We start from the raw sequence: 23,308 nt of genomic DNA, 5'->3' as shown, positions 1-23,308 counted from the left end.
TTTTACATATTTTGAATCATATCTTTTTAACTCTTCTTTGTTCTTTTCTTAGACGAACTTAAGGAGGAATATCACAATGTTCATACCTGAGTGCTTTACTATCGATGACAAAGAAACCATTTATGATTTTATTGAAAAATACAGCTTCGCTACTCTATTTTCACAGCATAATGGCGAACCATATGCTACTCATTTACCCTTATTATTAGATAGAGATCAATTTGCTTTATATGGCCATATGGCGCGTGCAAACAAACAGTGGGAAGAAGTAGGAAAACAGCAGGTCCTTGCTGTTTTCCACGGCCCTCATTGTTATATTTCTCCTACTTATTACGAAACTACTAAGGCAGTACCTACTTGGAATTATGTATCTATTCATGTATATGGAAAAATGGAGATCGTGAGTGACGAGAATGTCACCATTCACACCTTAAATAGCCTGGTTAATAAATATGAAAAGGCAGATAGCTCATACCATTATATAGACTTAGATTCCAATACGATCGAAGGTATGATCAGAGAGCTTGTTGCCTTTAAGATTACGATTACTAAAATAGAAGCACAGGCAAAGCTGAGTCAAAATCATCCTGTGAAGAGACAAGAGTTAATTATTAAACATTTGGAAAACAATCCGGATCAAAATGATAAACAAATCGCAGCTTTAATAAAGAGAAATTTAATTTGGAAAAAAGAATACTTCTTATAAATAATGGAATTCTTTAATTTTTGGTTCTATAATAAGCTACAATAATTGCTGATAGTAACAAGGAAATACCAGGAAATATGATGTTCCATGCTGAAAATGATATATCAGGATACTCATAATAGTACTTAGAATGCCAAACTTCAAAGATCAGGTTGCCTATTAAAGTTAATAGCGGGCCAATAAAAATCTTATTAGTTATGGCTGAAACTAATACGCCTAATCCAATAACAATAGTTGGTAAAGTGCTGAATTGATGAAAACAAAGGCTAAAGTAATAGGTATTTTTAGAGGTACTGAATTACGAATAATGATGGTGTTCATGACTCAGATAAACGCTAAGGATAGATTGTACTAGGTAAAGAGCTACCTAGTTTTGAAACTAAATACGTAAAAATACAATTGAATTATAAATAAATGAAAATCGTTACAATAAGTGAGATTAAAAAGTATGCAAGAGAGCCAAAGAAAACATAGGAAGGAGTAAACTTACTTTGAGTTTCTTCTTGTCGCAGGCCAGTACTGCCTTGAATTTGTACATCAAGACTGCGACTTGGGTAGCCGCCAGTTGAAGTGAAGAAATAAATAACTATTGTAGCAAAGAAGCCAACAAACACACTGTAATCAAAGAAATAAGCATCAAGCCATGAGGTTAATGCAAAGTTAATAATTCCAATGATTAAAAAGGTACCTATAAAACTAATATATTTTCTGATTATATTCACCTCCATAATTTAATTATATATTATTTTTGGAAAATTATGTTACCTGCTGCAAACATATAGTAAGACTATGAAGTTTAAAACTAAGTAATTCAATGTATGTGTTTGTAAACTATAATGGATTCCACAAGGACCCTAGAGACACTAATTCAACATTTAGGAGTGTGTTGAGTTAGAGTCTTTTTGTTTTTTTAAATAAAACAGTGGATGAGTAATAAGCAGGAAAGATTTTATGTGAATTGTTTCATTATATATCATCTAATGGTCCGGGGTAATACAAGAAGGAGATTGCTTGTAATTGAAGAATTATTTAATCATTACTCATTTGAAGGATGATGATATGAAAGAAATTAATACAGAAAAAATCCATCCATTAATACGGAACCTTCTTTCCTACGCTACCTCAGATTTTAGGGTTGACCAGGAATACAATACATATTTAAAATCTCCAAATCGAAAATTATTTGGTTTAGAATGCAATGGGAAATATGTCGGATGCATAGGATTTGAAATGATTAGTCCAAAAGAATGTGTCATTTCACATATTGCTGTATTTCCGGAACAAAGAGAAAAAGGGATCGGCAGTAAAATGATTGATTTCCTGTCTAATCAATTCTGTCTCATCTCTGTTGAAACGGACAAGGATGGAGTGGGATTTTATCGTAAATATGGCTTCATGATAAAAAGCTTAGGAGAAAAATATCCGGGTGTGGAACGATTTCAATGTGAATTTAGGAATGGAAGAATTTGTTAAACTCGCCTGGTATGAATCTAAGAGAGATTGATAATTTTTTTTATATGAACGAAAAGGAACCGCAATGTTCCTATAATTTATGATTAAAGAGGAGTTTATGATGGAAGCACTATCAGACCGCTTATTGCTGAGGCCATATAATGATAATGATTTAGATTTTCTTAAATCTCTTTTAACGAATCCTAATATTGTACGATATATAGGAAATGGACATACAAGAGATCAAGAAGGAGTTCAAAAATTTTTGAATTGGATTATTGATACATATGCCCTTAATCCTAATTATGGATTGAAGCTCATTTTAGAAAAAGAAAGTAACAAAAGAATTGGTCACGCAGGATTGGTGCCTCAATTGATAGATGGAAAAAAAGAGATTGAAATTGGTTATTGGATTTCACAGGAATACTGGGGTAGAGGATTTGCAACTGAAGCAGCCAGAGGGGTAATGGAATACGGAAAGAATAAGCTGAATCTTGAAAAAATGATTGCCCTTATTCAAAAAGACAACACGGCCTCTCAAAAAGTTGCTCAAAAGATTGGTATGCGAATAGAAAAAGAACTAGTATTAAATGGAAAAGATGTTTTTATGTACTATTGCTAATTTCCTATTTTGAAAGATTTCAATTAAACAAAAGAGATTGAACCGTTTTATTGCCAAAGTAATCTCCATATTGAGATGAGGGATAAAATGATAAAAGCTATTATATTTGATTTAGATGGTACCTTGTTGAATCGGGATGCATCTTTGGTGCAATTCATTAACGATCAATATGAAAGATTACATAGTTGCTTAGGCCATATACCGAAGGATAATTATACATCAAGATTTATTGAATTAGATCAACGTGGATATGAGTGGAAGGATCAAGTATACCAGCAATTAATAAAAGAATATGATGTTCAGGGAATAACCCAAGATGAGCTGTTGAATGATTACATAACCAACTTTAAATATCATTGTGTTCCTTTTCAAAATTTAATTGCTATGTTGGAAGATTTAAAGAAAAGCCATCTTATTTTAGGTATCATTTCGAATGGTAATGGCCAATTTCAAATGGATACTATTGAGGCTTTAGGCATTAAGGGTTATTTCGAAGAGATACTGATTTCTGAATGGGAAGGACTAAAGAAGCCGGATCCAAGGATATTCATGAGAGCTTTGGAGAGATTGAATGCCTTACCAGCTGAAACGGTGTATGTTGGCGACCATCCCTTCCTTGATATTAAAGCGGCTAGAAAAGTTGGAATGAAAGGGATTTGGAAAAAGAATAAGTTTTGGTCTGAAGCAGATGCAGATTTTATTGTGGATAATTTATCGGATATTCCTATAATTATTAAAAAGATAAACAACGTAAATAAATGATACAAAATAATTTAAGTGCGTAGGTTAATGAAGTGAAGAAATATTATATTAACGATTTTCATATGTAACTAACTACAACAGTATTCGATGGAGGATTGGTATGTGGAAGCAATATCTTATCGAGACGAGTAGGGGAAACTTTGAATATTTCCAAAAAGGTCATGGTGAACCTCTTTGTATAACACATTTGTATAGTGAATTTAATGCTAAAGGAAATACTTTTGCATTGCCATTTACTGAGCATTATTCTGTTTACTTAATAAATTTAAAGGGTTGCGGTGAGTCAGATGAAGTTGAGTATGAATCTGAATATAGTATGTCGGAAACAGTGAAAGACTTAGAAGCAATTAGAGAGGCTTTAACTATTCAAAAGTGGGGATTTGCTGGACACTCAACTGGAGGAATGCTTGCGTTAATGTATGCCATAAAGGCACAGGAAAGTCTTACTAAAATAATTGCTGGGGGTTTAAGTGCATCAGCAGAATATATGAATCATCGAGGGAGTATTTATTGTAAAGAGAATCCGAATAACATCCGGATTAAAGAAATTATAAAGTTACTTGAATCACCAAAAACCCCAATAGAGGAAAGAAGAGCATTAAATAAAGAATGGGCATTAATGTCAATCTTTGACCTCGAGCGTTATGACGACATAGTGAACCGACCAAACAGTGGAAAAGTTGTCAGTGTCCGTCTAAATTATTTTTCAAATGAAGAGTTAAAATCCTACGATTTAAGATCGAATTTACCAAATATCTTTATCCCAGCCTTTATCTACTGTGGACTTTATGATGCACAATGCCCTCATGATTTCTCAAAAGAAGCAGCAGATTTAATACCGAATGCTACAATGACAACATTTGTACTGAGCAATCATTCTCCTTTTGTAGAAGAGGAGGAGAAGTTCAAACAATTTGTTACTGGTACGATAAACGACTATATATATTAGGTTACTGATTAAGATAGAAGGTTATCCTTATGAGCGTAAACAGCTTTTTATCGGTGCGGCAATAGGACAAGGATAGAGAAATAACGGTGAGAACACTATATTGACACCAGAATAAAAGCAGACACTCAATGTAATTGATTGACTGAACTTTATACATAAGCCAATAATGGAGGACTACTCTTGCGGAAGATAATTTTTATATTTATCATCTACGCCACTTATATTAGTTTAGGGTTGCCCGATCCCCTTTTAGGGATAGCTTGGCCTGAGATGGTGGGAGAATTTAATGTTGCACATAGTGCGGCAGGGTTAATCTCAATGACTATTGCTATTTGTACGGTTATTTCTAGCTTGTCGACTATGCGAATTAATAAAAAAATCGGCACGGGAAAGCTAGTTCTAGGTAGTGTATTGCTTACTGTGATTGGATTGATAGGGTTTGCGTTTACACAAAATTTCTTATTATTAATTGTTTGTGCATTACCCTTGGGTTTTGGAGCTGGCGCTATTGACACCTCTGTAAATGACTACGTGGCTGCTAACTTTAAGGCACATCATATGAATTGGTTGCATGCTTTTTGGGGAGTAGGAGCAACTCTCGGCCCAGTTATTATGGGTGTCGTTTTAAATAATCAATTTTCCTGGAGAAACGGTTATTTTATTATTGGCGGTATTCAAATTGTATTAGCTATTATTCTCTTCATCTCTCTTCCTCTTTGGAAGACAAATCAACAAAAAGGATCTGAAAAGTCTGAAGAGAGTCCAATGTCTAATGGTTCGGTTTTGAAAGAAAATGGTGTTGTTTTTGCGCTATTATCCTTTGTATTTTATGTTGGTTTAGAAGGTACAATATTTTTGTGGGGAAGTAGTTATTTAATAGAAATGAAGTCATTATCAGTAGCTACTGCTAGTTTCATAATATCAGTATTCTTTGCAAGTTTAACCGTGGGAAGGATTATTTCTGGTTTTATAACGTTTTGGCTATCTAATCAGAAATTGTTACTGTTTAGCGAAATTGCGCTACTCATAGGAATTATTACAGTTGCCTTTGGAACAGGCAGCGTTTTGTACATAGGATTCATATTAATTGGTCTTGGGTGTGCGGCAATTTTTCCAACCATGATACATGAAACCCCAAGAAGATTTGGGAAAAGGAGTGCAAGTGCAATTATTGGTTTTCAAGTAGCTTCTGGGTATGTTGGAGTAACCATCTTACCTCCGTTAGTAGGAATCCTGTTTCAGAATTATACAATGAATCTATTTCCGATCGTTTTAGTGATTTTTGCTCTTACGTTACTTGGGGCAACCATTATTATTGAAAAGAGGAGAACTGTAAGTACTGTATAAGTAGGAAAGGTTCCATTCCCTTTTTGGTATTTAAATAACTTAATACAGTATTTACATCAACCTTATATTTATTTCATCATCTTTAATTTTTTTATTATATAAAAAGCGGGTAAATTCATAGTATATGATACTCTATTGAGCTATCGGGGCATTGAACCAAAGGATTAATGCCCTTTTCTATTGCCCTTTTTATGGTAGTAATGAGCCAGTTTAACGAAAGAAGGATTACTTCTTATAGTTATAGAATAAAGGACATATAGAAAATAATACTAAACGAGGTGTTTGGCTTGGTAGGAGTTTTAGAACTGGTTCTTGATGTAAAAGCGACACTGGGAGAAGGACCATCCTGGGATAGGGAAAGACAATTGTTGTATTGGATTGATATTTTAGAAAAAAAGATATACATCTTTAATCCAGATACAAATGAAAACCACGGAATTCAGTTAGAACAATATATTGGAGCAATAGCTCCTCGAAATATAGACGAAGCAGTAGTGGCATTGGAAAATGGTTTTTATTTTTTGAATTACTCCACGGAAAAAGTAACCCTGATAAATGAACCAGAGAGTCACTTGATTAATAATCGGTTTAATGATGGAAAATGTGATGCTTATGGACGCTTTTGGGCAGGGACAATGGATAAATCTTATATTAAAGAACAAGGTTCCCTTTATTGCTTAGATACAAATGGAAAAGTAGAAAAGAAGCTGAGTAGGATTGGCTTATCAAATGGCCTGGCCTGGTCGCCTGATAATAAATTTATGTATCACATAGATACTCTATCAAAAAAGGTTAGTTGTTTTAATTTTAATCTTGTTACGGGCAATATTGAAAATCCCAAAGATATTATTAGTTTCCCAGAAGAAGAAGGAATGCCAGATGGTATGACTATTGATGAAGAAGGAATGTTGTGGATTGCTCATTGGGGTGGTTCAAAAGTATCTAGGTGGAACCCTAAAACAGGTGAACAAATAGGCTCCATAGAGGTCCCAGCACTAAATGTTACATCTTGTACTTTCGGAGGGAAAGATTTAAATGAATTATATATAACTACAGCAAAGTCGGGACTTAGTGAAGAACAACTGATGAATTACCCATTATCAGGAGGACTTTTCAGAATCAAAATGGATGTAAAGGGAAGTCCATCTTATTCGTTTAAAGGTGGGGATTAACTAATGATTTGGAAACAAAATAGAAATTGCAACCATACTTCATATAAATTTGAAGCTGACTTTATGACTGACCCAATTTGGTGTAATGATTGTGGAGAAAATTTGGAGATAGATGATTTCCCTATATCAGATAAATTGCAGGAAGAACTATTGGAATGGGTATCGGAATATGGTAATTGGATTGAGTTAGAAACCGACCTATTAAAGGAAAATGGAGTAAAGCTAGAGGAATGGCACAATGAAAAAGGATTGCGGCTATTCCAAGAAGTGAAGAAACAATTAGGCGGAAAATATCCGATCGTATTTGTCCCATCTAAATCAGCACATCAATATAACGAGTTAGAAAATGGTTGAATGTTTATTTCTACAGTTAATAGTTGAAGACCAAGACTGCTACTGAGTAGGTATTTATGGAGGCTAATGGGTATTGAATTATACTTAGCGAAATAATTGATCTTGTGAATATATGTATTTAAATAAATGAAGACTTTAGAGAAATAACATGGGACATAATCTATTATCCTAATAGGTTATGTCCTTAATTTATATCTATTTTAGATTTAGTCTTGATAAATAAACGCTAACTGTAAGGATAGTAGATGTTTTAAGGTTTAACAGATTTTACTTTCTTTGGCAATGATATAAATGTATATGAACCTCATTGATAACCATTATCATTTATGATAATATTATTCAGAAATAATTTTGTTAATCTTTATCACTTCTAATTAGAAAGGAGAAGGAAGTGAAAAAATATATTTGGCTAAATCCTGTTGTTTTAAAAATGTATGAACAGGAAGAATTATATTCTACTTTAGAATGCTTAGATTTTCAGGTTGTTACTTGTGAGGAAAATCACTTGATGACTGTGAAAAATAAATACAAAGAGCGATACGAAGGATGTAATCAGCTCCTTTGTGATAATAGATGTCCTAAAGCAATTTCCTATGTGAAAACTCATTATGATCAATCTAGCTTGGAGTACGCTAGTATCCAACCAATCTTAATTCATTCTGCTGAAGAACTGGCTAATAGATATAAAGATGATGATGCAAAACTATATATCATCACTCCTTGTACGGATTTAAAAGACCTAGGAAACAGCTTGGCATTGAAAAATACGATATTTCAGACATGGACTGAATTTTGCAGAATTTACCATATCAGGCTTAATAGTAAACCAACTGAAAATAGTCCGATTCCACCAGGATTTTTTTGATAATATCCCTAATGTGGTCAGCCTTGCATCCAAGGATGATATTGATCGCTTTTTCCAGGATAAACCTAAGCAAGAACAACAATTAATAGAAATGTTATATTGCCAGGGTGGTTGCCATAATGGAGATGGAGTTAGAATAGCAAATGAATAATCTTATAAAAAGATTGATACCGATTGCTTGTATTTTAATCGCATGGTATTTATGCAGCTATTTCGAAGTTTGGAGTGCCTATATTCTACCTAGTCCAATGCAAGTATGGAATACCTTTGTATCAATGATACAAAACGGAGAACTGTTTATTCATATCTTTGCAAGTTTATATAGAGTACTAGTCGGTTTTTCGATTGCCTTTGTATTCGCCTTTTTTCTAGGTATCATTGCTGGTTTAAAGCCTGCCCTTTCTCCCTATTACAATCATATTGTGGAGTTCTTCAGAAATGTACCTCCACTTAGCCTGATTCCTTTGCTAATTTTATGGGTTGGTATCGGAGAAGAATCCAAAACAATCATAATCATTTTAGCTTCGTTTTTCCCGATGTTTTTAAATATAAAAAAAGGCTTCGGTTCTTGTGATCATAAGCTTTTGGAGGTCGGAAAGGTTTTAGGATTAAATCCTTGGCAGCGTTTCGTGAAAATCATTCTCCCGTCTGCTGTTCCGGATATTTTTTTAGGCATGAAGGTTGGGTTGGGATATAGCTGGAGAGCTATTATTGGTGCAGAAATGATTGCCGCTGCAAGCGGTTTAGGATACTTCATATTGGATGCACAGACGATGTCTCGCTCTGATAAAGTGATTGTAGGAATTCTGGTGATTGGTCTCCTGGGAGTTATTTGCGATAAAGTTTTCTCATTTTTAAGCAAGAAATTCATTCGTATAGGAGGTATAAAAAATAGCTGGGATTAAAATAAATCAACTTTCTAAAAGCTTTATGGTCGATGGAAAAAAGTATGATGTTTTAAAAAATGTTAATGTCGATTTTCCACAGAATAGCATCAGTGTCATTCTTGGAAAAAGCGGATGTGGGAAGACGACGCTCCTACGCATATTAGCCAATCTGGAGCAATGTGATGCAGGAGAAGTATCCATTAATAGTGGTGAAAAAATTAGCTTTGTTTTTCAAGAACCCCGTTTAATACCTTGGTTACCCGTATCCAAGAACATTACATTCGGTTTAGAAAAACAAAAGATTAATTTTAAGGAAATAGAAGAGTTAATGAATTTGATAGGATTAGAAAAATTTGAAAAAGCTTATCCACACCAATTATCCGGTGGCATGCAACAAAGAGTCGCATTAGCAAGAGCATTAGCCTATGACCCATCCATCATCTTAATGGATGAACCATTTGCTGCACTCGATTATTTCACACGTGAAGCAATGCAGAAAGAATTAATAAGAATTTACCAACTAAAAAAGAAAAGCATCATCTTTGTTACGCATAGTATCGAAGAAGCCATAGCAATAGGACAAAATATTTTTGTTGTTAATGAAGGAAGGATTCATGCTCAATTTAACTTAGAGCAATATGAATACCCAAGAGATGTATTCTCTACTTCTCTAATAGAAATAAAGAAAAACATCATAGAAAAACTAGCGTGAGAGTGGGACATAAAATGAAAAAATGGTTTTTATCTTTACTTGCTTTATTGAGCATTTCAGTTATCGTTGCATGTGGAAAAGATAACGATCCTGAGAAGAACAGTACTAAAAATAATGAGGAGAACGCGTATACAGTTGATAAAGTGCAGGCAACTTATGTGCAATCTCCTTTAAATATACCTTCTATTGTAGAAAAAGAAAAAGGATTGTTAGCCGATTCTTTTGCGGAAGAAGGAATCGAATTCGGCTATTCCAATTTAACAACCGGTCCTGAACAAACTCAGGCTTTAGCTTCGGGAGATATTCAATTCCTGAATGCAGTCGGTGCCACATCTGTCATTTTATCTGCATCGAATGGAGCTGATATCAAAATTATGAGCATGTATAGCCGTTCTCCTGAGGCTTTCATGTTATTCACAAATCTTGAGGGAATTGACTCCCCACAAGATTTAGTAGGAAAAAAAGTTGCTGGTCCAAAGGGAACAATTTTACATGAACTGCTTATCAATTATTTAGCAACTGAAGGCTTAACAGAAAAGGATATTGAATTTGTTCAAATGGATATACCATCTGCACAAGCAGCGTTAGTAGCAGAAGAAGTCGACTTTGCGTTACTAGCTGGCCCTACCGCATATAATATGATTCAAGATGGGTACCAGGTGGTTACAAATGGTGAAGGGCTGGTCGATGGAACAATTGTAGTTGCAACTAGTGAGGATTTCTACTCAAAGAATCCTGGCTTAGTAAAGAGATTTTTGCAAGTACAAAAAGAGACACTCCAATATATCGATGATCATTATGAGGAAGTTATGGAAATTACAGCAAAGGAAACCGATCTACCTCTAGATGGCGTAAAAGAAATGTATGAAATGTATGACTTCAATATGGAAATCAAACCATCAGATATTGAGAGTATGGAAAAAACAGTAAAATTCATGAAAGAAAATAATATGATTGAAAATGATGTAGATATTGAGTCCTTGATTTTAGAGGTAGAATAATAGTAAAAAGCATGTTTCTAAGAAGCATGCTTTTTTTGATTAAAAGATATGGCAATACTAAACGGCATCAATTTGATAGTGTAGAGGCTGTTTTATTGTGAAATATAAAGGTAAAATCAAAAAAGAGTCCCTTTTATAGAACCATTTGCAAGATCATTAATAGTATATTGGCTCAAGACATCTTTTATTTTATGTTGTGCTTCTAGTAGAATATCTAAAATAATTTGGTCCATTTCATCGATTTCTTTATCCATTTTAGTCGGATGTGCGTCTTTCAAAATGGCAGCATATACATCATAAAGTGTTGTCTTTTCGGGATTAACAACCAGCTTATAACCACCGTAGCGTCCTTCGACACCTTCGACCATTTTTTCCCGTATTAATTTAGCTAATACCTTCCTAATAAAGCTCGATTCAACATGTAATTTTTCAGTTAAAATGCTGCTAGTTACAAGCTTTTTTTCGTTTGCAAGTATAGCTAAAGACTTAATAGCAACGATGAAGTTTGTTTTACCTAAGTAGCTTAATTGTAAGAGGTCTTCCATACATTCACGTCCAATCTGTTACTATTTTAGCAATGAATTGTTTGAAATTAAAGATAAAATGGTTGACCTTAAATGGATGGGTTGTTAAGTTTTAAGTGTGATAAAAAATCACATTTAATCGAATGGAGGGATTTTGATGGGGCGTTTAGATAATAAAGTAGCAATTATTACGGGTGCTGCTTCAGGTATGGGGTTAGCTGCAGTTCAATTATTCATAAGTGAAGGCGCAAAGGTTGTTGCGACAGATATCGCGTTTGATCAGTTAGAAGAAGTAACTGCTGTAATAGAAGGTGATATACTATGTGCTCGTTTAGATGTCACTTCTGATGAAGATTGGAAAACTGTAATGGAACAAACGAAAGAGGCATTTGGTAAAATTGATATTTTAATTAATAATGCCGGTGTATCGTTTCATAAAACACTTTTGGAAGAAACATTAGATGGATGGAATCGTACTATTAACTTAAATTTAACCTCCGTGTTCCTAGGAATGCAATCCGTTATTCCTTATATGCAGGAAAATGGCGGTGGATCAATCGTCAATTGTGTATCCTTAGCAGCAATTATTGGAAGCGCTGACAATGGGGCAGCGGCGTATGCTGCAGCAAAAGGTGGTGTCCGTTCTTTATCAAAACATGCAGCTATCAACTTTGCTAAAGATAATATCCGTGTAAATTCTATTTATCCTGGAGCTATTTTAACAGGTGCTGCCGAGCGTCATGGTGTGACATCCCGAGAAGTATTGGGGAAAGCATTTGAAGGCACAATTCCATTACCGCCATTCGCAGGGGAAGCACTTGATATTGCTAACGGTTATTTATATTTAGCTTCTGATGAATCCAAATTTGTTACTGGTGAAGAGTTAATCATTGATGGAGGATGGAGTTCTAAATAGTTTAGGACTTTTACTGATATACGGAGTAAAAATGGTAAATGGAAAAGAGATACTTTACAATACTGAGGCTTGGACTTTGAATATATAAAGAACCAAATGTTGCGTTGATTCTAAAGGATTAACGCTTTTTTCTGTTGAATCCCTTAGTGGTGGAGAAACAGTTAGCTGAAGAAGGATTTCTTAAACCCAATAGAGAATTTACTTGTTTAGAGTGACTTTTTGGAAGAGTATGCTCGGGATAAAGGGGGAAATATGATGCGTTTTACTGTTACTGGTCATGAGTTGAATACGGTACATGATATAAAAAAAGTAACCTTACTATTAACTCAAGCAACCTTAGATGAGCTACATAAAGAAGAAAATAAAAAAATCCAAATAACGACGTCTCATTGTTTAATCATTGCCGACAAAATCAATACAAAAGAACCTATTATGGGTCAGATGTCTTTATTGGAACAATCAATCCTTGAAGCAGAAGATGATATACACAGCATTATTAATGAAGGCAACACTACCAATTTATCTGGAATGATATTGCTTAGAAATGTAAAAATAATTCCATTTTCAGCACCTAATAACATCATTGAATTAGAATCTTATGCTCTTTATACGGATCATATCATGGGCTTTAGTCTCACTGATTGAAATGAATAGGTAAGAGTGATCCTCCGAGCAGTTCACTTCATAATGATGTGATCAGCTCTTTTTTTCTAACTCTATAAACTGTACAAGAAGGCCATCGAAAGAATTATAGAGAATATTGAATGTAGGATTTACTGCTTAGAAACGAGGTTAATAGGATGCCATATTGCAAAGTCCGTCAGGCAGAAATATATTATGAAGACATAGGTGAAGGTAAACCCATTTTAATGTTACACGGGTATTCCCTCGATCATCGATTAATGAAGGGGTGTATGGAACCCATATTTGCTGTTAGAAAGGGATATCGCCGTATTTATTTTGACCTTCCTGGTATGGGTTTGACGAAAAACTATGATGACATTAAAAGCGCTGATGAAATGCTTAATACCGTTCAAGATTTTATTCAAGCCATCCTGCCTGACCAAGAATTTATCATTGCAGGTGAGTCCTATGGGGGATATATAGCAAGAGGAGTTATTGAAAACCAATATGATAGATTATTAGGTGCTGCATTTATCTGTCCGGTTATCTTCCCCTATTTAGAAAACAGAAGAGTGGAGAAACATCAAATATTTAAGACGGATGACGAATTTTTGGCCACATTAACAAGGAAAGAGATAGAGAATTTCAGCAAAAATAATGTCATACTTGATGAATACACATGGTTGAGATATAACCGAGAGATTGTAAGCGGAAGTAAACTAGGCGATGATAAATTTTTGATGGCGTACATAGACCAATATGGATTCTCCTTCGAGATTGACCAAACAAATTTTATTAAGCCAAGCGTTTTCCTGCTAGGCAGACAAGATTCGTCTGTTGGCTATCAGGACGCACTCGAATTAATCAAAAAGTATCCGAGAGCAACGTTCGCTATTTTGGATAAAGCAGGCCATAATTTGCAAATTGAACAACCCGAAATTTTTAACGTTCTAATGAATGAATGGTTGGATCGGATTGAAGGATTATGATAGATTGTTAAATAAAACGAAAAACAGGTACTTTCTCTTTTCTTGAAAGTACCTGTTTTATTATTGTTTTTTATATTTGAACATAATAACTTCTTTTCGAATGATCAGATATAACAAAATTAATGAGCAGCCCCAATAGGAAAAAAATAAAGGAACCCATGATATAAACAGGGCGAATATCAAACAGTTCGGCAGATAAACCAATTAAGGCTGTGCATATGATGATTAAACCTGCCTCTAGCATTTCTAAGACACTGGAGAATCTGCCCATAATATCTACAGGCACATTGTTTTGGTAGAAGGTTAAAAAGCCTGTATTTGCAAATGATAAAGAAAATGTTAGAACGAAAAATCCTATCGAAGCCCATATAAAATCGTTTGAAAAGGCAAAGATTAGATAACCAATCGGAGTGAAGAACGCTCCAAGTCCCATTAGTATATTTATTTTCAATTGATTCGCAAAGATTGTATTTACTAGTGAACCTCCAATGATACCTGCACCGGCAATACTAACAAGAAATCCATAGGTACTTTCGGATAAAAAGAGAACTTCGGTTGCAAATGCAGCTTCTAATGAATCTAAGGCAGACATACATACAGACATTCCGCTAAATAGAATATAAACTATCGTTATATGTTTATTTGTTTTATTGAATTTAAGGATGATTCTCCAATCATTCAGGATTAATGAAGGGTTGATTTTTTCATATATACGATCTTCACTCCCAAATTCCACATTCGGTAGGAATAGAATAATGATTACTGAAAATAACAAAGCGAAAGCATTTATTTGGATTGCTAAATTAGGAGAACCAATAATAAAAAGGAAACCCGCAATGGAAGGCCCTAGTATAAACCCACAGGAATTAATAAAATTTCGCATGGCATTAAATCGTTGTCGATTTGTTTTTGGAATTAATTTTGTCATATAGACCATTGAGGTTGGTTCGAAAATAGACCTTGCAATATTGATGATAAATACAATGAAGTAAATAAATAAAAGTGAATTCAAAAACGGCAAGATAAAAATAAATATGGCTCTTATAATATCCAGATAAATCATGAGCCTTCTTTTATTGAACCGATCAATTAAAGTCCCAGACCAGAAATTTGTACATAAGGATGCAATAGGCAATAGGATATATAGGATGGAAACGGCTAATGGTGATCCTGTCTTATCCAAAATAATTAAATTTAATGCAATCAAATAAATCCATGCACCAACATTCGATACACCAATTCCAAGTAAAAGTAAAAGGGGGTATTTCCACTTCATTTAATCCACTCCCAAACATTGATTTTTAGGACAATAAAAAAGTCTCACCTCCAAGGTTAATAACCTTGGGGACGAGACTTGTCGAATTTAGAAGTTCGCGGTGCCACCCCAGTTTATTTCTATGTTGCCACAGAAATCTTTTCGAGTACGGCAGGACAAGGCCTGGTTATACTCTATCTCTTTAACGGGAGACACCGACGCATAATCAATCTCAGAAGAAATATCCTATACGAAGCTCCGAGACTTGGTTCGGCGGGCTATTACATCCTCCATTCTCAGCTACTGGAGTTCTCTGTTATGCTTAAGCACACTTACTCTTCTCTTCATTGCTTTTTCCTTATTATGGATTTATAACATTATATATTGTTTCGGATAAATTGGAAATACTAAATTAAAAATAAAAATGGGGATGTACTACCTGATTAATAATTTTATATTTACTAAGATTAAAATAGTATGTTTTTTTCAGTAACCACAATGGCAGTCATTATAGTTAGAAAAATATATATTATTTGCCTTATTATAAAATGTAAAGGATCGTAGCAGAAGTTCCTCTTGTTGATGCTTAGTTGTTCAACTTGTTCAATAGTATAAATAGTTACATCAACAACGTACTTATGATAGGGTGTTATGTGGCCAAATTGTTTTGGAAAGATAAGTTTTTTCTATCATCCGATTTAAATAGGAAGAAAGAGCTGCCTCTTATTAGCCATACTTCACTGGCTTTCGGGACAGCTCCTTTTTACGAGAAAAAATAGTAAAGATTAACCAGCGCTGTAGAACTTTTAATACGTTACAATTGATTATGTATGAAGAATTATAAAGAGAGCATAGAGTGCCTTATGGCTTAAACAACACCTATAAACATCTATAGTGAGCAAGAATAAAGGAGACTTTTTGATGATTCCTATCAATATAAAAAATACGAGCTTGATCTTAGAGGGCGGAACATTCCGCATGGTATATACAGCAGGTGTCTTAGACGGTTTTTTAGAGAAAGAGATGATGTTTCCTTACATATTGGGTATCTCTGCGGGGGCTATTAGTGCCTGTTCCTATATTTCTGAGCAAAAAAACAGGACGATTCGCTTCATATCTACTTACCGGAATGATAAGCGCTATGTCGGAGTGCGCAATTTTCTAACGGAGCGAAGTCTGTTTGGGCTGACGTTTGCCTATGATACGGTTCCTAATCAGTTGGATTTCTTTGATTGGGAGACATATCAAAACTATCAAGGTCAAGTTTTATTTGGTGTGACAAATGCCTATACCGGACAGGTAGAATACATGGACGGCAAAACAATGGACAAAGGGGCTACTATTTTACGGGCCTCATGTGCTATTCCATTGCTGTTTCCTGAAATCAAAATAAATAATGTTCCTTACTATGATGGAGGGTTAGCTGATTCAGTACCAATCCAAAAGGCGATAGCAGATGGCTATGAAAAGCATGTCATTATTTTAACAAGACCGCCGGGCTACAGGAAGAAGCTCGACAGTCAGACAAAATGGGCAGTTAAGCTATTGCGTAAGAAATATCCACGACTGGTTCAAGCCATGGTGAAACGTGCACAACATTATAATCAAACAATGGATTTGATAGAAAAGCTGGAGCAAGAAGGGAAAGCATTCGTTTATCGACCACCGTTTGAACTTAAGAGTTTTGAAAAAAACACAGAGATTATGTGGAAATCACATAAAAAAGGGTTAGAACAATTTCATGACCGAAATCAGGAATTACTAGACTTTCTTGGAGCTGATTATGAGGGATGCCAAGCTGAAGCTTCTCTCTTGGAAATATAGGTTTCTTTAATTGTGCGAAGGATAGTATTTCCGCATAAGAACAAGACTGTCAATGGACAGTCTTTTCTTATACTCTTAGAGTGGGATGGAGAAGGTTGATTGGTTTTATAATTGAAAGAGCCGTCTTTTATTTGTCTACACTTTTATGTACAAGTTATCTGGAATTAGCTACATCTTTTCAGCATTCTTGACGATTTTCTTGTAAACTTCTTCTCGGTCAAAATCCTTTTCTCCCATTCCAAATACTTCAATGACACGGTTTTTTTCATTAATAAGATAAGTGGCATTTGTGTGGATTAGGAAGCCTGAACCTGGGTCTTTATACTGGAAACGGAAAGCATCTGCCAGCTTTCTTGTATCCTGTGCATCTCCACGCAATACATACCATCCGTCTGCGGCAGTAGTTTTAAAGGTCTCACCATACTCTTTCATAATCGGGAGTGTATCTCGAGCTGGATCAATTGTGACTGTCAGGAATTCGACTTTATCGCCAAACAGACCGTCTTTCACAAGTTGATCACGTATATCGACCATTTGATAGGTTGTATTTGGACAGACATCAGGACAGTTCGTATACATAAATTCCAATAGGCGTATTTTTTGTGGCATTTCCTTGAATGAATAATCCGTACCGGTAGTGGATTCCATTGTAACTTCCTTAGGAAACTCCATTTGTGACTGCCTATAACCAGTGAAGTAGTAAATACCAGCACCGATACTTAAAATTAATAAGATAGTAAATCCTATATATAACTTTTTCATATCGTTTAACAGTTCCCCTCTGTTTGTTATTCCTCCCCTATTTTACCATTATATAGATAGTGGTTATGGTAAAGTTGTTGGAAACTTGTGAGAAATGAGTGTCTATTTTGTGTCGTATGGAGAAAGAATGAATTAAGGTTCTAACTTGTACAAATACCGGTAAACTATATAGATGGAATGTTTGAGGAGGGGTATATTTGCGAAAAAAATGGATTCTAATCATATTAAGCCTATTTCTGATTTATGCGTTGGCGATATATGTTTATCTTTTTCATGGTGCCAATACAGCTATTCCTGAATCGATGAGGGGAACCAATGCAGATCCCTCTACGTTTATGAATAAGGAATTATTAGAAAAGAGTGAAACGTATTCTAACATACGGAACTTTTTCTTTTTTATCAGTACACCGCTTGAGTGGCTATTTTACGCGATTGTTCTTGTATCTGGATTGTCCAAAGGGCTAGAGAAATGGGGGAAGCAAACCTGGAAAAGGCGTTCCGTTCAAATTAGCGCCTATGTCTTTTGGCTTTCACTCCTGTTATTCATTGTCTTCCTGCCGCTCTCATACATTCGATATAAAATATCGCTTGCCTACGGCATATCCTCACAGGTTTTCTCCTCCTGGATGAAGGATAATTTTATTGAGTTTTGGGTGGACTTAGGGATGACCTTAATAGTCGTTCTTGTCTTGTACTGGCTCATTAAGAAAAGTCCTGCTCGCTGGTGGCTGTATAGCTGGCTGTTATGTATTCCATTCACGATATTCGTCATGTTTATTCAGCCGGTTGTCATCGATCCGCTATACAATGATTTTTATCCGCTTAAAGATAAAGCGCTGGAAGAACAAATCCTTGATTTGGCGGCGAAAGCCCATATTCCGGCTGAGCATGTATATGAAGTAAATATGTCGGAGAAAACCAATTCTTTAAATGCTTATGTAACAGGGGTTGGCTCAAATTCCAGAATTGTACTCTGGGACACCACATTGAATAGCCTGGAGGATGATGAGATTTTATTTATCATGGCTCATGAAATGGCTCATTATGTGGAAAAGCATATATACCTCGGTATTGCTGGATATTTGGTTCTCATGTTGGTTGGTTTATGGCTGACAGATAAATGGATGAAAAGAGCTATACGGAAAAGAGGGGAATTGTACCATTTAGAATCCATGAGTGATATTCGCTCATTGCCGCTCTTTTTACTGATCACGTCCATTCTGTTGTTTGCATCAAGTCCCGTTACAAATTATGTATCCCGGGTGCAGGAAACAAGAGCAGACACCTATGCTTTAAACATGACCGAAAATCCTGAAGCAGCTATTTCCTCCTTTCAGAAGCTTTCAGAAAAGGGACTAAGCCAAATGAATCCACCTTTACTGATTAAAATATTCCGGAACAGTCATCCAACCATGCTTGAACGGATTGAAATGGCAGAGAAGTATAAAAAGTAAAAAGTGAAGAGCCCTTCGTTATACGGAGTGGCTCTATTTTTGCTTTCGTGCAATAAAGGAATTTAGGCAATGAAGGTGGAATAAATAGTGGAAGTACATAAAAGGAGAGGGAATATGCGAAAACAATTAGAACAAAATGAATATGCCCCTTATTATCAACCGTATGTGGATTTGGTTCCGGAAGGTGATTTGATTCAACTTTTATCCGAACAAATAAAACAGACGATTGCTGCTTTGGAAAAAATAACTGATACTCAGGCGGAATTCCGTTATGCAGAAGGGAAATGGAGTATCAAGGAAGTTATCGGACATATGATTGATACAGAGAGAATCATGGCATACAGGCTTCTTGCAATTGCGCGAGGAGACCGCAGAAACTTGCCCGGCTTTAATGAAGAAAAATATGTTCAGCAAGCATCCTTTACAAAACAAACAGTGGAAGAGCTTCTACAAAACTTTTCTATCGTCCGTCAGTCAACGATTGTATTATTGAAAAGTCTTTGCAGTGAAGAGTGGCTGCGCCGTGGCACAGCTAATGATTGCGATATTACGGTTCGTGCTCTTGCTGTTATCATTGCCGGGCATGAAGTGCACCATCGTAATATCATCATTGAACGTTATATGAACGCTGACTCAATTCTAAATCAATCATAACCATATGAGCTGAATTTTCAGCTCTTTTTGTCTTTAAAAATATATAAATAAAAGGATAAAGGATGAACGATAATGCCAATTCGAAATTCTGCTAAAGCCATTATTATTCAGGATGATCAATTACTCGCGATAGAAAAGGAAGATCGTGAAGGTATCTATTATATATTGCCTGGTGGCGGGCAGGAGCAGGGAGAAACCTTTCATCAAACATTAAAAAGAGAATGTATAGAAGAAATAGGACAGGAGGTTGAAATTGGTAATTTGATCCTGATTCGTGAATATATCGGACAAAATCATGAGCATGCTGCTTTTGATAAGGATACCCATCAAATTGAATATATGTTTTTATGTACGATTAAAGGCAGGAATACAGTGATTCAAAATGGAATAAATCCTGATGAAGGACAAATTGGGGTGGAATGGCTGCCGTTAAGTGATTTATTAGCATACAGACTCTATCCTCAAGCCATGAGAAAACACGTAATCAATTATCACAAAGGTGATACGGTTCCCGTCTATTTAGGAGACATAAATTAAAGATTAATATTTTGTATATTCTTTTTTGGGGTGTCTTTAAAGGTGAGGGGTGATTGGTTGAAGATTAAAGTGGATGATTTAACAGGAACTGAAGTGGCTGCTTTAATTAATAGCCATATTTACAGTATGGCCGAGCATTCGCCGCCTGAGAGTATACATGCTTTAAATCTGGAAGAGTTGAAGAAAACAAATATCACAGTTTGGAGCGTTTGGGAGAATGAGGAGTTAGTTGGCTGTGGGGCCCTGAAAGAACTTGATATGACTCATGGAGAGATTAAATCAATGAAAACGTCGCTGGATCATTTAAGAAAAGGGGTAGCTAGAAAGCTGCTAGAGCACATTATCAAGATAGCGAAGGAACGGAACTATAAGAAACTAAGTCTGGAAACCGGGTCAATGACTGCATTTAAACCAGCCCAAAGGCTTTATGAGAGTGTTGGATTTCAATATTGTAAGCCGTTTGCAGATTATAAAGAGGACCCGAACAGTGTGTTTATGACAAAAGAATTTTAAGAGGGATAGGTATGTTGAAAATACCAAAAATCGCAGAAACTATTTTGAATGAATACAAAGGATTATTTAATGAATATCTGCCAAATGCGTTGGAGGGTTTGTATTTACATGGCTCCATTGCATTGGATGCCTTTGAAAAAGGTAGAAGTGATATCGATTTTATTGCTGTTACAAGTCGGCATTTAACAGATGATGAAGCTGGTATTCTCTCAAAGATTCATAGAATGATCGCTCAAAAATATAAGTCTCCAGAGATGGACGGTGTCTATATTACTTGGGGAGAATTAGGAAAAGTGAAAAATGATCATCAAAATCATTTTTATTATAATAGCGGCAATTTAAGCTTTGGTCCCTATTTTAATTTCAATCCTGTGACATGGACCCTTTTTGCTGAAAAAGGAATCACTGTTCTGGGACCTGCATCCTCTGATTTTAAACTGGAATTCCCCTCAAAGCAATTAAAATCCTATGTATTTGCGAATATGAATACTTACTGGGCCAATCGAATTCAGTGGATGGAATCCTCAGTCGATGAATTGGTGGGTAGGTCTGCTCGTGATTTACGGGAGGAAATAGAATGGACAGTTCTTGGGCTGCTTCGTCAATACTATACGTTAGCGGAGGACGATGTTATTTCCAAAACAGGGGCAGGGGGATATGGATTAAGCCATATGCCAAAAGAGTATCATCAGGTTATTAATGAAGCTATCCGTGCTCGCACAGGTGATAAGGGGACTTTATATAATTCAAACAAGGAACTTTTGGATTCGACTATATCATTTTCGAGGTATTTGATTGATTGCAGTCAACGTTTCATTTAATTTAGAGAAATAATTGATTAAAGAGTGAAAACAAGAAAATCACAGGGCGGGATTAAATAATCCTCGCTCTGTGATTTTGTTTATACACCGTATTTACTCGTTACAAGTTGTTTGATTTAATTCCCAAAGTTTTTCTCCAATTCAATTAGCTCGGCGGAAAGTTTCATAAATGCTTCTTTGTCCTTATTGTCCAAGGCATGATCGATTTCTTCTTTCAGTTTCCTTTGTGCATGGGTTAGTTGAGCTTCGTAAATCATCATATCCATCAGTAGATCTTCCATGGTCCCCTGGTCAACAGTCACATCAACAGCTTTTACGATATCTGTATTTGCTTTTTCGTGATTCATGGATATCCCCCCGTTGCTTTTTTTTATTATAAGTCAGATGAAAAGAAAAATCAACTAAATATTTAAATTATTCAGAAAATTTATTTTAGTAGTTTGAAATAGTTAATATATAAGATACCCAAAATATAAAACAAAATAACTTTAACAATCATGGGGATTTTGGGTTAAATTTGAAATTTTGGTGAATAAACCAATTATTTCGAAATATTATGTTATATTGAAATTGTAGTAATATTGTAGGATCTATAAGGAGGAAGCCATGGAAAAGAACGTGATAAGCAGGAGAGAGGATTACGAAATAAGTCCATTTACATTTGCTGTTGTTCCAGTAGAATATGGATCGAAAACGTATTCTAAAGTGATTGAATTTGATGAAGAAATTTTAGTACCTTTTAGACCATCTGAAGTAGTAAAATCCAGCTGTGATTATTTTGGAGCTGATTATCCTGGAAGATGTCAGTCGACGAAAAAGCTCCTTGGTATCTCGCATAAAGTGCCGATATCGTTAGAACCGGCTAATCGCCTATTCTTTTTTCCTACTACATCTCCTGCAAAAGAATCGTGTATTTGGCTTTCTTATGAGCATATTGTATCCAGAGTTAAGATTGATGCGACTAAAACACAAATCAATTTTCATAATAAACAATCTATCGTTGTTCCGGTTTCCTATAGTATTATTGAAAATCAGATGCTCAGAACTGCGATGTTGAAGTCGAAGCTGCTTCAAACCTTAGCAGAGACGGAGCGAAAGACACATTATTTATATAATGCTATGCAAGTTAATGATAGGAATTCAGATTTCCAAACAAAGCATGTTTTGATGCATTCATCAAATAGTTATAAGGAAGGTTGATGCATACTTATTGCTGTTAATTTTTCAGTTGGTCAGTCCATTGCTTCAAAAAATAATACTCCAGTAATTCCTGTACTTTATTTCGAATGCGGGGATTGAAATAATTATGGTATTCCTCATAGCCCTTATACAGAAATAAAAAGGAGGTGAATGATTCGTCTCTTTTTGTTTCTTCCACTTTGAGTTGATGTGTCCTCATATAGTGGCTTGCTTGCTTCAATTCCGCTTGGACCTGTTTCATGGTTTCATCAATTAATAATATGTATGGTTGTTTTAATTTTAGGGGCGATGCTTTTACCACTTGAAGGTCTCGGGCAAGGACGGTGAGGACCATGGGTAGATAGATCGCTTTTTCCATTATATTGCGCTCTTCTGTAGGGATGCGGGTCATGTAAATCGCGTCCTT

28 protein-coding genes, 1 pseudogene and 1 other annotated feature are annotated in these 23,308 nt (G+C 35.3%); of the genes and pseudogenes, 22 read left to right on the top strand and 7 right to left on the bottom strand.

Annotated elements, in window-relative coordinates; genetic code table 11:
* The first annotated feature begins 76 nt into the window (after positions 1–76).
* A complete protein-coding gene (locus AC4D4B_RS02845; protein ID WP_490995532.1) occupies positions 77–706 on the top strand; it encodes an FMN-binding negative transcriptional regulator in 630 nt (209 codons plus the stop codon).
* Positions 707–719: 13 nt separating this feature from the next.
* On the opposite strand, the pseudogene AC4D4B_RS02840 reads toward AC4D4B_RS02845, so the two are convergent.
* Together AC4D4B_RS02840 and AC4D4B_RS02835 are read right to left on the bottom strand one after the other, a co-directional pair.
* Positions 720–947: pseudogene (locus AC4D4B_RS02840) on the bottom strand (DUF2651 family protein); the annotation flags it as partial.
* A 163-nt stretch (positions 948–1,110) separates the two neighbouring features.
* Complete coding sequence (locus AC4D4B_RS02835) at positions 1,111–1,434, bottom strand: hypothetical protein (RefSeq protein WP_490999126.1); 324 nt, start codon at positions 1,432–1,434, stop codon at positions 1,111–1,113.
* A gap of 289 nt (positions 1,435–1,723) precedes the next feature.
* Here AC4D4B_RS02835 and AC4D4B_RS02830 point away from each other — a divergent pair, with 289 nt between their 5' ends.
* The 11 genes from AC4D4B_RS02830 to AC4D4B_RS02780 all read left to right on the top strand — a co-directional run bounded on the left by AC4D4B_RS02830 (position 1,724) and on the right by AC4D4B_RS02780 (position 10,829).
* Positions 1,724–2,179: a GNAT family N-acetyltransferase gene (locus tag AC4D4B_RS02830; protein ID WP_490999125.1), complete on the top strand. Its 456-nt coding sequence runs from the start codon at positions 1,724–1,726 to the stop codon at positions 2,177–2,179.
* Between the two features lie 79 nt (positions 2,180–2,258).
* Complete coding sequence (locus AC4D4B_RS02825) at positions 2,259–2,780, top strand: GNAT family N-acetyltransferase (protein WP_490999124.1); 522 nt, start codon at positions 2,259–2,261, stop codon at positions 2,778–2,780.
* Positions 2,781–2,867: 87 nt separating this feature from the next.
* A complete protein-coding gene (locus AC4D4B_RS02820; RefSeq protein ID WP_490999123.1) occupies positions 2,868–3,542 on the top strand; it encodes an HAD family hydrolase in 675 nt (224 codons plus the stop codon).
* Positions 3,543–3,642: 100 nt separating this feature from the next.
* Positions 3,643–4,491, top strand: a complete 849-nt coding sequence (locus AC4D4B_RS02815; protein WP_490999122.1) for an alpha/beta fold hydrolase — start codon at positions 3,643–3,645, stop codon at positions 4,489–4,491.
* A gap of 180 nt (positions 4,492–4,671) precedes the next feature.
* Positions 4,672–5,838, top strand: a complete 1,167-nt coding sequence (locus tag AC4D4B_RS02810; protein ID WP_490999121.1) for an MFS transporter — start codon at positions 4,672–4,674, stop codon at positions 5,836–5,838.
* Between the two features lie 287 nt (positions 5,839–6,125).
* Positions 6,126–7,010: an SMP-30/gluconolactonase/LRE family protein gene (locus AC4D4B_RS02805; RefSeq protein ID WP_490999120.1), complete on the top strand. Its 885-nt coding sequence runs from the start codon at positions 6,126–6,128 to the stop codon at positions 7,008–7,010.
* Positions 7,011–7,013: 3 nt separating this feature from the next.
* Positions 7,014–7,364 (top strand): immunity protein CdiI family protein, encoded by a 351-nt coding sequence (locus tag AC4D4B_RS02800; RefSeq protein ID WP_490999119.1) that lies wholly within the window; start codon positions 7,014–7,016, stop codon positions 7,362–7,364.
* A gap of 391 nt (positions 7,365–7,755) precedes the next feature.
* A complete protein-coding gene (locus AC4D4B_RS02795; RefSeq protein WP_490999118.1) occupies positions 7,756–8,229 on the top strand; it encodes a hypothetical protein in 474 nt (157 codons plus the stop codon).
* A 143-nt stretch (positions 8,230–8,372) separates the two neighbouring features.
* Positions 8,373–9,134, top strand: coding sequence for an ABC transporter permease (locus AC4D4B_RS02790; RefSeq protein WP_490999117.1), 762 nt, complete (start codon positions 8,373–8,375; stop codon positions 9,132–9,134).
* Positions 9,135–9,159: 25 nt separating this feature from the next.
* A complete protein-coding gene (locus tag AC4D4B_RS02785) occupies positions 9,160–9,828 on the top strand; it encodes an ABC transporter ATP-binding protein (protein WP_490999116.1) in 669 nt (222 codons plus the stop codon).
* Between the two features lie 14 nt (positions 9,829–9,842).
* Positions 9,843–10,829 (top strand): ABC transporter substrate-binding protein, encoded by a 987-nt coding sequence (locus AC4D4B_RS02780; RefSeq protein ID WP_490999115.1) that lies wholly within the window; start codon positions 9,843–9,845, stop codon positions 10,827–10,829.
* A gap of 116 nt (positions 10,830–10,945) precedes the next feature.
* Here the strand turns inward: AC4D4B_RS02780 and AC4D4B_RS02775 are convergent, their stop codons facing one another.
* Positions 10,946–11,374, bottom strand: a complete 429-nt coding sequence (locus tag AC4D4B_RS02775; RefSeq protein WP_490999114.1) for an RrF2 family transcriptional regulator — start codon at positions 11,372–11,374, stop codon at positions 10,946–10,948.
* 136 nt (positions 11,375–11,510) lie between these two features.
* Between AC4D4B_RS02775 and AC4D4B_RS02770 the strand changes: the two genes are divergently transcribed.
* The 3 genes from AC4D4B_RS02770 to AC4D4B_RS02760 all read left to right on the top strand — a co-directional run bounded on the left by AC4D4B_RS02770 (position 11,511) and on the right by AC4D4B_RS02760 (position 13,882).
* Positions 11,511–12,269: an SDR family NAD(P)-dependent oxidoreductase gene (locus tag AC4D4B_RS02770; RefSeq protein ID WP_490999113.1), complete on the top strand. Its 759-nt coding sequence runs from the start codon at positions 11,511–11,513 to the stop codon at positions 12,267–12,269.
* A gap of 255 nt (positions 12,270–12,524) precedes the next feature.
* Complete coding sequence (locus tag AC4D4B_RS02765) at positions 12,525–12,914, top strand: hypothetical protein (protein WP_490999112.1); 390 nt, start codon at positions 12,525–12,527, stop codon at positions 12,912–12,914.
* A 155-nt stretch (positions 12,915–13,069) separates the two neighbouring features.
* A complete protein-coding gene (locus AC4D4B_RS02760; RefSeq protein WP_490999111.1) occupies positions 13,070–13,882 on the top strand; it encodes an alpha/beta fold hydrolase in 813 nt (270 codons plus the stop codon).
* A 70-nt stretch (positions 13,883–13,952) separates the two neighbouring features.
* Here the strand turns inward: AC4D4B_RS02760 and AC4D4B_RS02755 are convergent, their stop codons facing one another.
* Positions 13,953–15,158 carry an MFS transporter gene (locus AC4D4B_RS02755; protein WP_490999110.1) on the bottom strand — a complete coding sequence of 402 codons (1,206 nt, stop codon included), beginning with the start codon at positions 15,156–15,158 and terminating at the stop codon, positions 13,953–13,955.
* 64 nt (positions 15,159–15,222) lie between these two features.
* Positions 15,223–15,494 (bottom strand) — a binding site (T-box leader).
* A 564-nt stretch (positions 15,495–16,058) separates the two neighbouring features.
* Here AC4D4B_RS02755 and AC4D4B_RS02750 point away from each other — a divergent pair.
* Positions 16,059–16,961: a patatin-like phospholipase family protein gene (locus AC4D4B_RS02750; protein ID WP_490995511.1), complete on the top strand. Its 903-nt coding sequence runs from the start codon at positions 16,059–16,061 to the stop codon at positions 16,959–16,961.
* A 168-nt stretch (positions 16,962–17,129) separates the two neighbouring features.
* Here the strand turns inward: AC4D4B_RS02750 and AC4D4B_RS02745 are convergent, their stop codons facing one another.
* Complete coding sequence (locus AC4D4B_RS02745) at positions 17,130–17,723, bottom strand: SCO family protein (RefSeq protein ID WP_490999109.1); 594 nt, start codon at positions 17,721–17,723, stop codon at positions 17,130–17,132.
* Positions 17,724–17,920: 197 nt separating this feature from the next.
* On the opposite strand from AC4D4B_RS02745, the gene AC4D4B_RS02740 reads away from it, so the two are divergent.
* From AC4D4B_RS02740 to AC4D4B_RS02720, 5 genes are all read left to right on the top strand, one after another.
* Complete coding sequence (locus AC4D4B_RS02740) at positions 17,921–19,177, top strand: M48 family metallopeptidase (protein WP_490999108.1); 1,257 nt, start codon at positions 17,921–17,923, stop codon at positions 19,175–19,177.
* Positions 19,178–19,291: 114 nt separating this feature from the next.
* Complete coding sequence (locus AC4D4B_RS02735) at positions 19,292–19,831, top strand: DinB family protein (protein WP_490995508.1); 540 nt, start codon at positions 19,292–19,294, stop codon at positions 19,829–19,831.
* A gap of 72 nt (positions 19,832–19,903) precedes the next feature.
* Entirely contained in the window at positions 19,904–20,368 is a 465-nt protein-coding gene (locus AC4D4B_RS02730) for an NUDIX domain-containing protein (protein WP_490995507.1), read from the top strand.
* A gap of 57 nt (positions 20,369–20,425) precedes the next feature.
* Positions 20,426–20,881, top strand: a complete 456-nt coding sequence (locus tag AC4D4B_RS02725) for a GNAT family N-acetyltransferase (protein WP_490995506.1) — start codon at positions 20,426–20,428, stop codon at positions 20,879–20,881.
* A gap of 11 nt (positions 20,882–20,892) precedes the next feature.
* Positions 20,893–21,702, top strand: coding sequence for an aminoglycoside adenylyltransferase domain-containing protein (locus tag AC4D4B_RS02720; protein WP_490995505.1), 810 nt, complete (start codon positions 20,893–20,895; stop codon positions 21,700–21,702).
* A 116-nt stretch (positions 21,703–21,818) separates the two neighbouring features.
* Here AC4D4B_RS02720 and AC4D4B_RS02715 read toward each other — a convergent pair whose 3' ends face one another.
* Complete coding sequence (locus AC4D4B_RS02715; protein WP_490995504.1) at positions 21,819–22,049, bottom strand: IDEAL domain-containing protein; 231 nt, start codon at positions 22,047–22,049, stop codon at positions 21,819–21,821.
* Positions 22,050–22,308: 259 nt separating this feature from the next.
* On the opposite strand from AC4D4B_RS02715, the gene AC4D4B_RS02710 reads away from it, so the two are divergent.
* Positions 22,309–22,902: a competence protein ComK gene (locus AC4D4B_RS02710; protein WP_490995503.1), complete on the top strand. Its 594-nt coding sequence runs from the start codon at positions 22,309–22,311 to the stop codon at positions 22,900–22,902.
* A 16-nt stretch (positions 22,903–22,918) separates the two neighbouring features.
* On the opposite strand, the gene AC4D4B_RS02705 is transcribed toward AC4D4B_RS02710, so the two are convergent.
* The gene (locus AC4D4B_RS02705; RefSeq protein ID WP_066101681.1) at positions 22,919–23,293 is read right to left on the bottom strand and encodes a YhjD family protein; all 375 of its coding nucleotides are present in this window, start codon (positions 23,291–23,293) and stop codon (positions 22,919–22,921) included.
* Between the last annotated feature and the right edge of the window lie 15 nt (positions 23,294–23,308).

This window comes from Pradoshia sp. Z6_59, assembly GCF_058267515.1.
This window is presented reverse-complemented; position numbering and strand designations above follow the sequence as displayed.

Coding starts and splice junctions, on each gene's coding strand:
- AC4D4B_RS02705 (WP_066101681.1), bottom strand. CDS start 23,293: ATGACCCGCATCCCTACAGAAGAGCGCAATATAATGGAAAAAGCGATC.
- AC4D4B_RS02710 (WP_490995503.1), top strand. CDS start 22,309: ATGGAAAAGAACGTGATAAGCAGGAGAGAGGATTACGAAATAAGTCCA.
- AC4D4B_RS02825 (WP_490999124.1), top strand. CDS start 2,259: ATGATTAAAGAGGAGTTTATGATGGAAGCACTATCAGACCGCTTATTG.
- AC4D4B_RS02755 (WP_490999110.1), bottom strand. CDS start 15,158: ATGAAGTGGAAATACCCCCTTTTACTTTTACTTGGAATTGGTGTATCG.
- AC4D4B_RS02735 (WP_490995508.1), top strand. CDS start 19,292: ATGCGAAAACAATTAGAACAAAATGAATATGCCCCTTATTATCAACCG.
- AC4D4B_RS02780 (WP_490999115.1), top strand. CDS start 9,843: ATGAAAAAATGGTTTTTATCTTTACTTGCTTTATTGAGCATTTCAGTT.
- AC4D4B_RS02765 (WP_490999112.1), top strand. CDS start 12,525: ATGCGTTTTACTGTTACTGGTCATGAGTTGAATACGGTACATGATATA.
- AC4D4B_RS02790 (WP_490999117.1), top strand. CDS start 8,373: ATGAATAATCTTATAAAAAGATTGATACCGATTGCTTGTATTTTAATC.
- AC4D4B_RS02785 (WP_490999116.1), top strand. CDS start 9,160: ATGGTCGATGGAAAAAAGTATGATGTTTTAAAAAATGTTAATGTCGAT.
- AC4D4B_RS02770 (WP_490999113.1), top strand. CDS start 11,511: ATGGGGCGTTTAGATAATAAAGTAGCAATTATTACGGGTGCTGCTTCA.
- AC4D4B_RS02820 (WP_490999123.1), top strand. CDS start 2,868: ATGATAAAAGCTATTATATTTGATTTAGATGGTACCTTGTTGAATCGG.
- AC4D4B_RS02715 (WP_490995504.1), bottom strand. CDS start 22,049: ATGAATCACGAAAAAGCAAATACAGATATCGTAAAAGCTGTTGATGTG.
- AC4D4B_RS02775 (WP_490999114.1), bottom strand. CDS start 11,374: ATGGAAGACCTCTTACAATTAAGCTACTTAGGTAAAACAAACTTCATC.
- AC4D4B_RS02760 (WP_490999111.1), top strand. CDS start 13,070: ATGCCATATTGCAAAGTCCGTCAGGCAGAAATATATTATGAAGACATA.
- AC4D4B_RS02835 (WP_490999126.1), bottom strand. CDS start 1,434: ATGGAGGTGAATATAATCAGAAAATATATTAGTTTTATAGGTACCTTT.
- AC4D4B_RS02750 (WP_490995511.1), top strand. CDS start 16,059: ATGATTCCTATCAATATAAAAAATACGAGCTTGATCTTAGAGGGCGGA.
- AC4D4B_RS02815 (WP_490999122.1), top strand. CDS start 3,643: ATGTGGAAGCAATATCTTATCGAGACGAGTAGGGGAAACTTTGAATAT.
- AC4D4B_RS02800 (WP_490999119.1), top strand. CDS start 7,014: ATGATTTGGAAACAAAATAGAAATTGCAACCATACTTCATATAAATTT.
- AC4D4B_RS02730 (WP_490995507.1), top strand. CDS start 19,904: ATGCCAATTCGAAATTCTGCTAAAGCCATTATTATTCAGGATGATCAA.
- AC4D4B_RS02720 (WP_490995505.1), top strand. CDS start 20,893: ATGTTGAAAATACCAAAAATCGCAGAAACTATTTTGAATGAATACAAA.
- AC4D4B_RS02745 (WP_490999109.1), bottom strand. CDS start 17,723: ATGAAAAAGTTATATATAGGATTTACTATCTTATTAATTTTAAGTATC.
- AC4D4B_RS02845 (WP_490995532.1), top strand. CDS start 77: ATGTTCATACCTGAGTGCTTTACTATCGATGACAAAGAAACCATTTAT.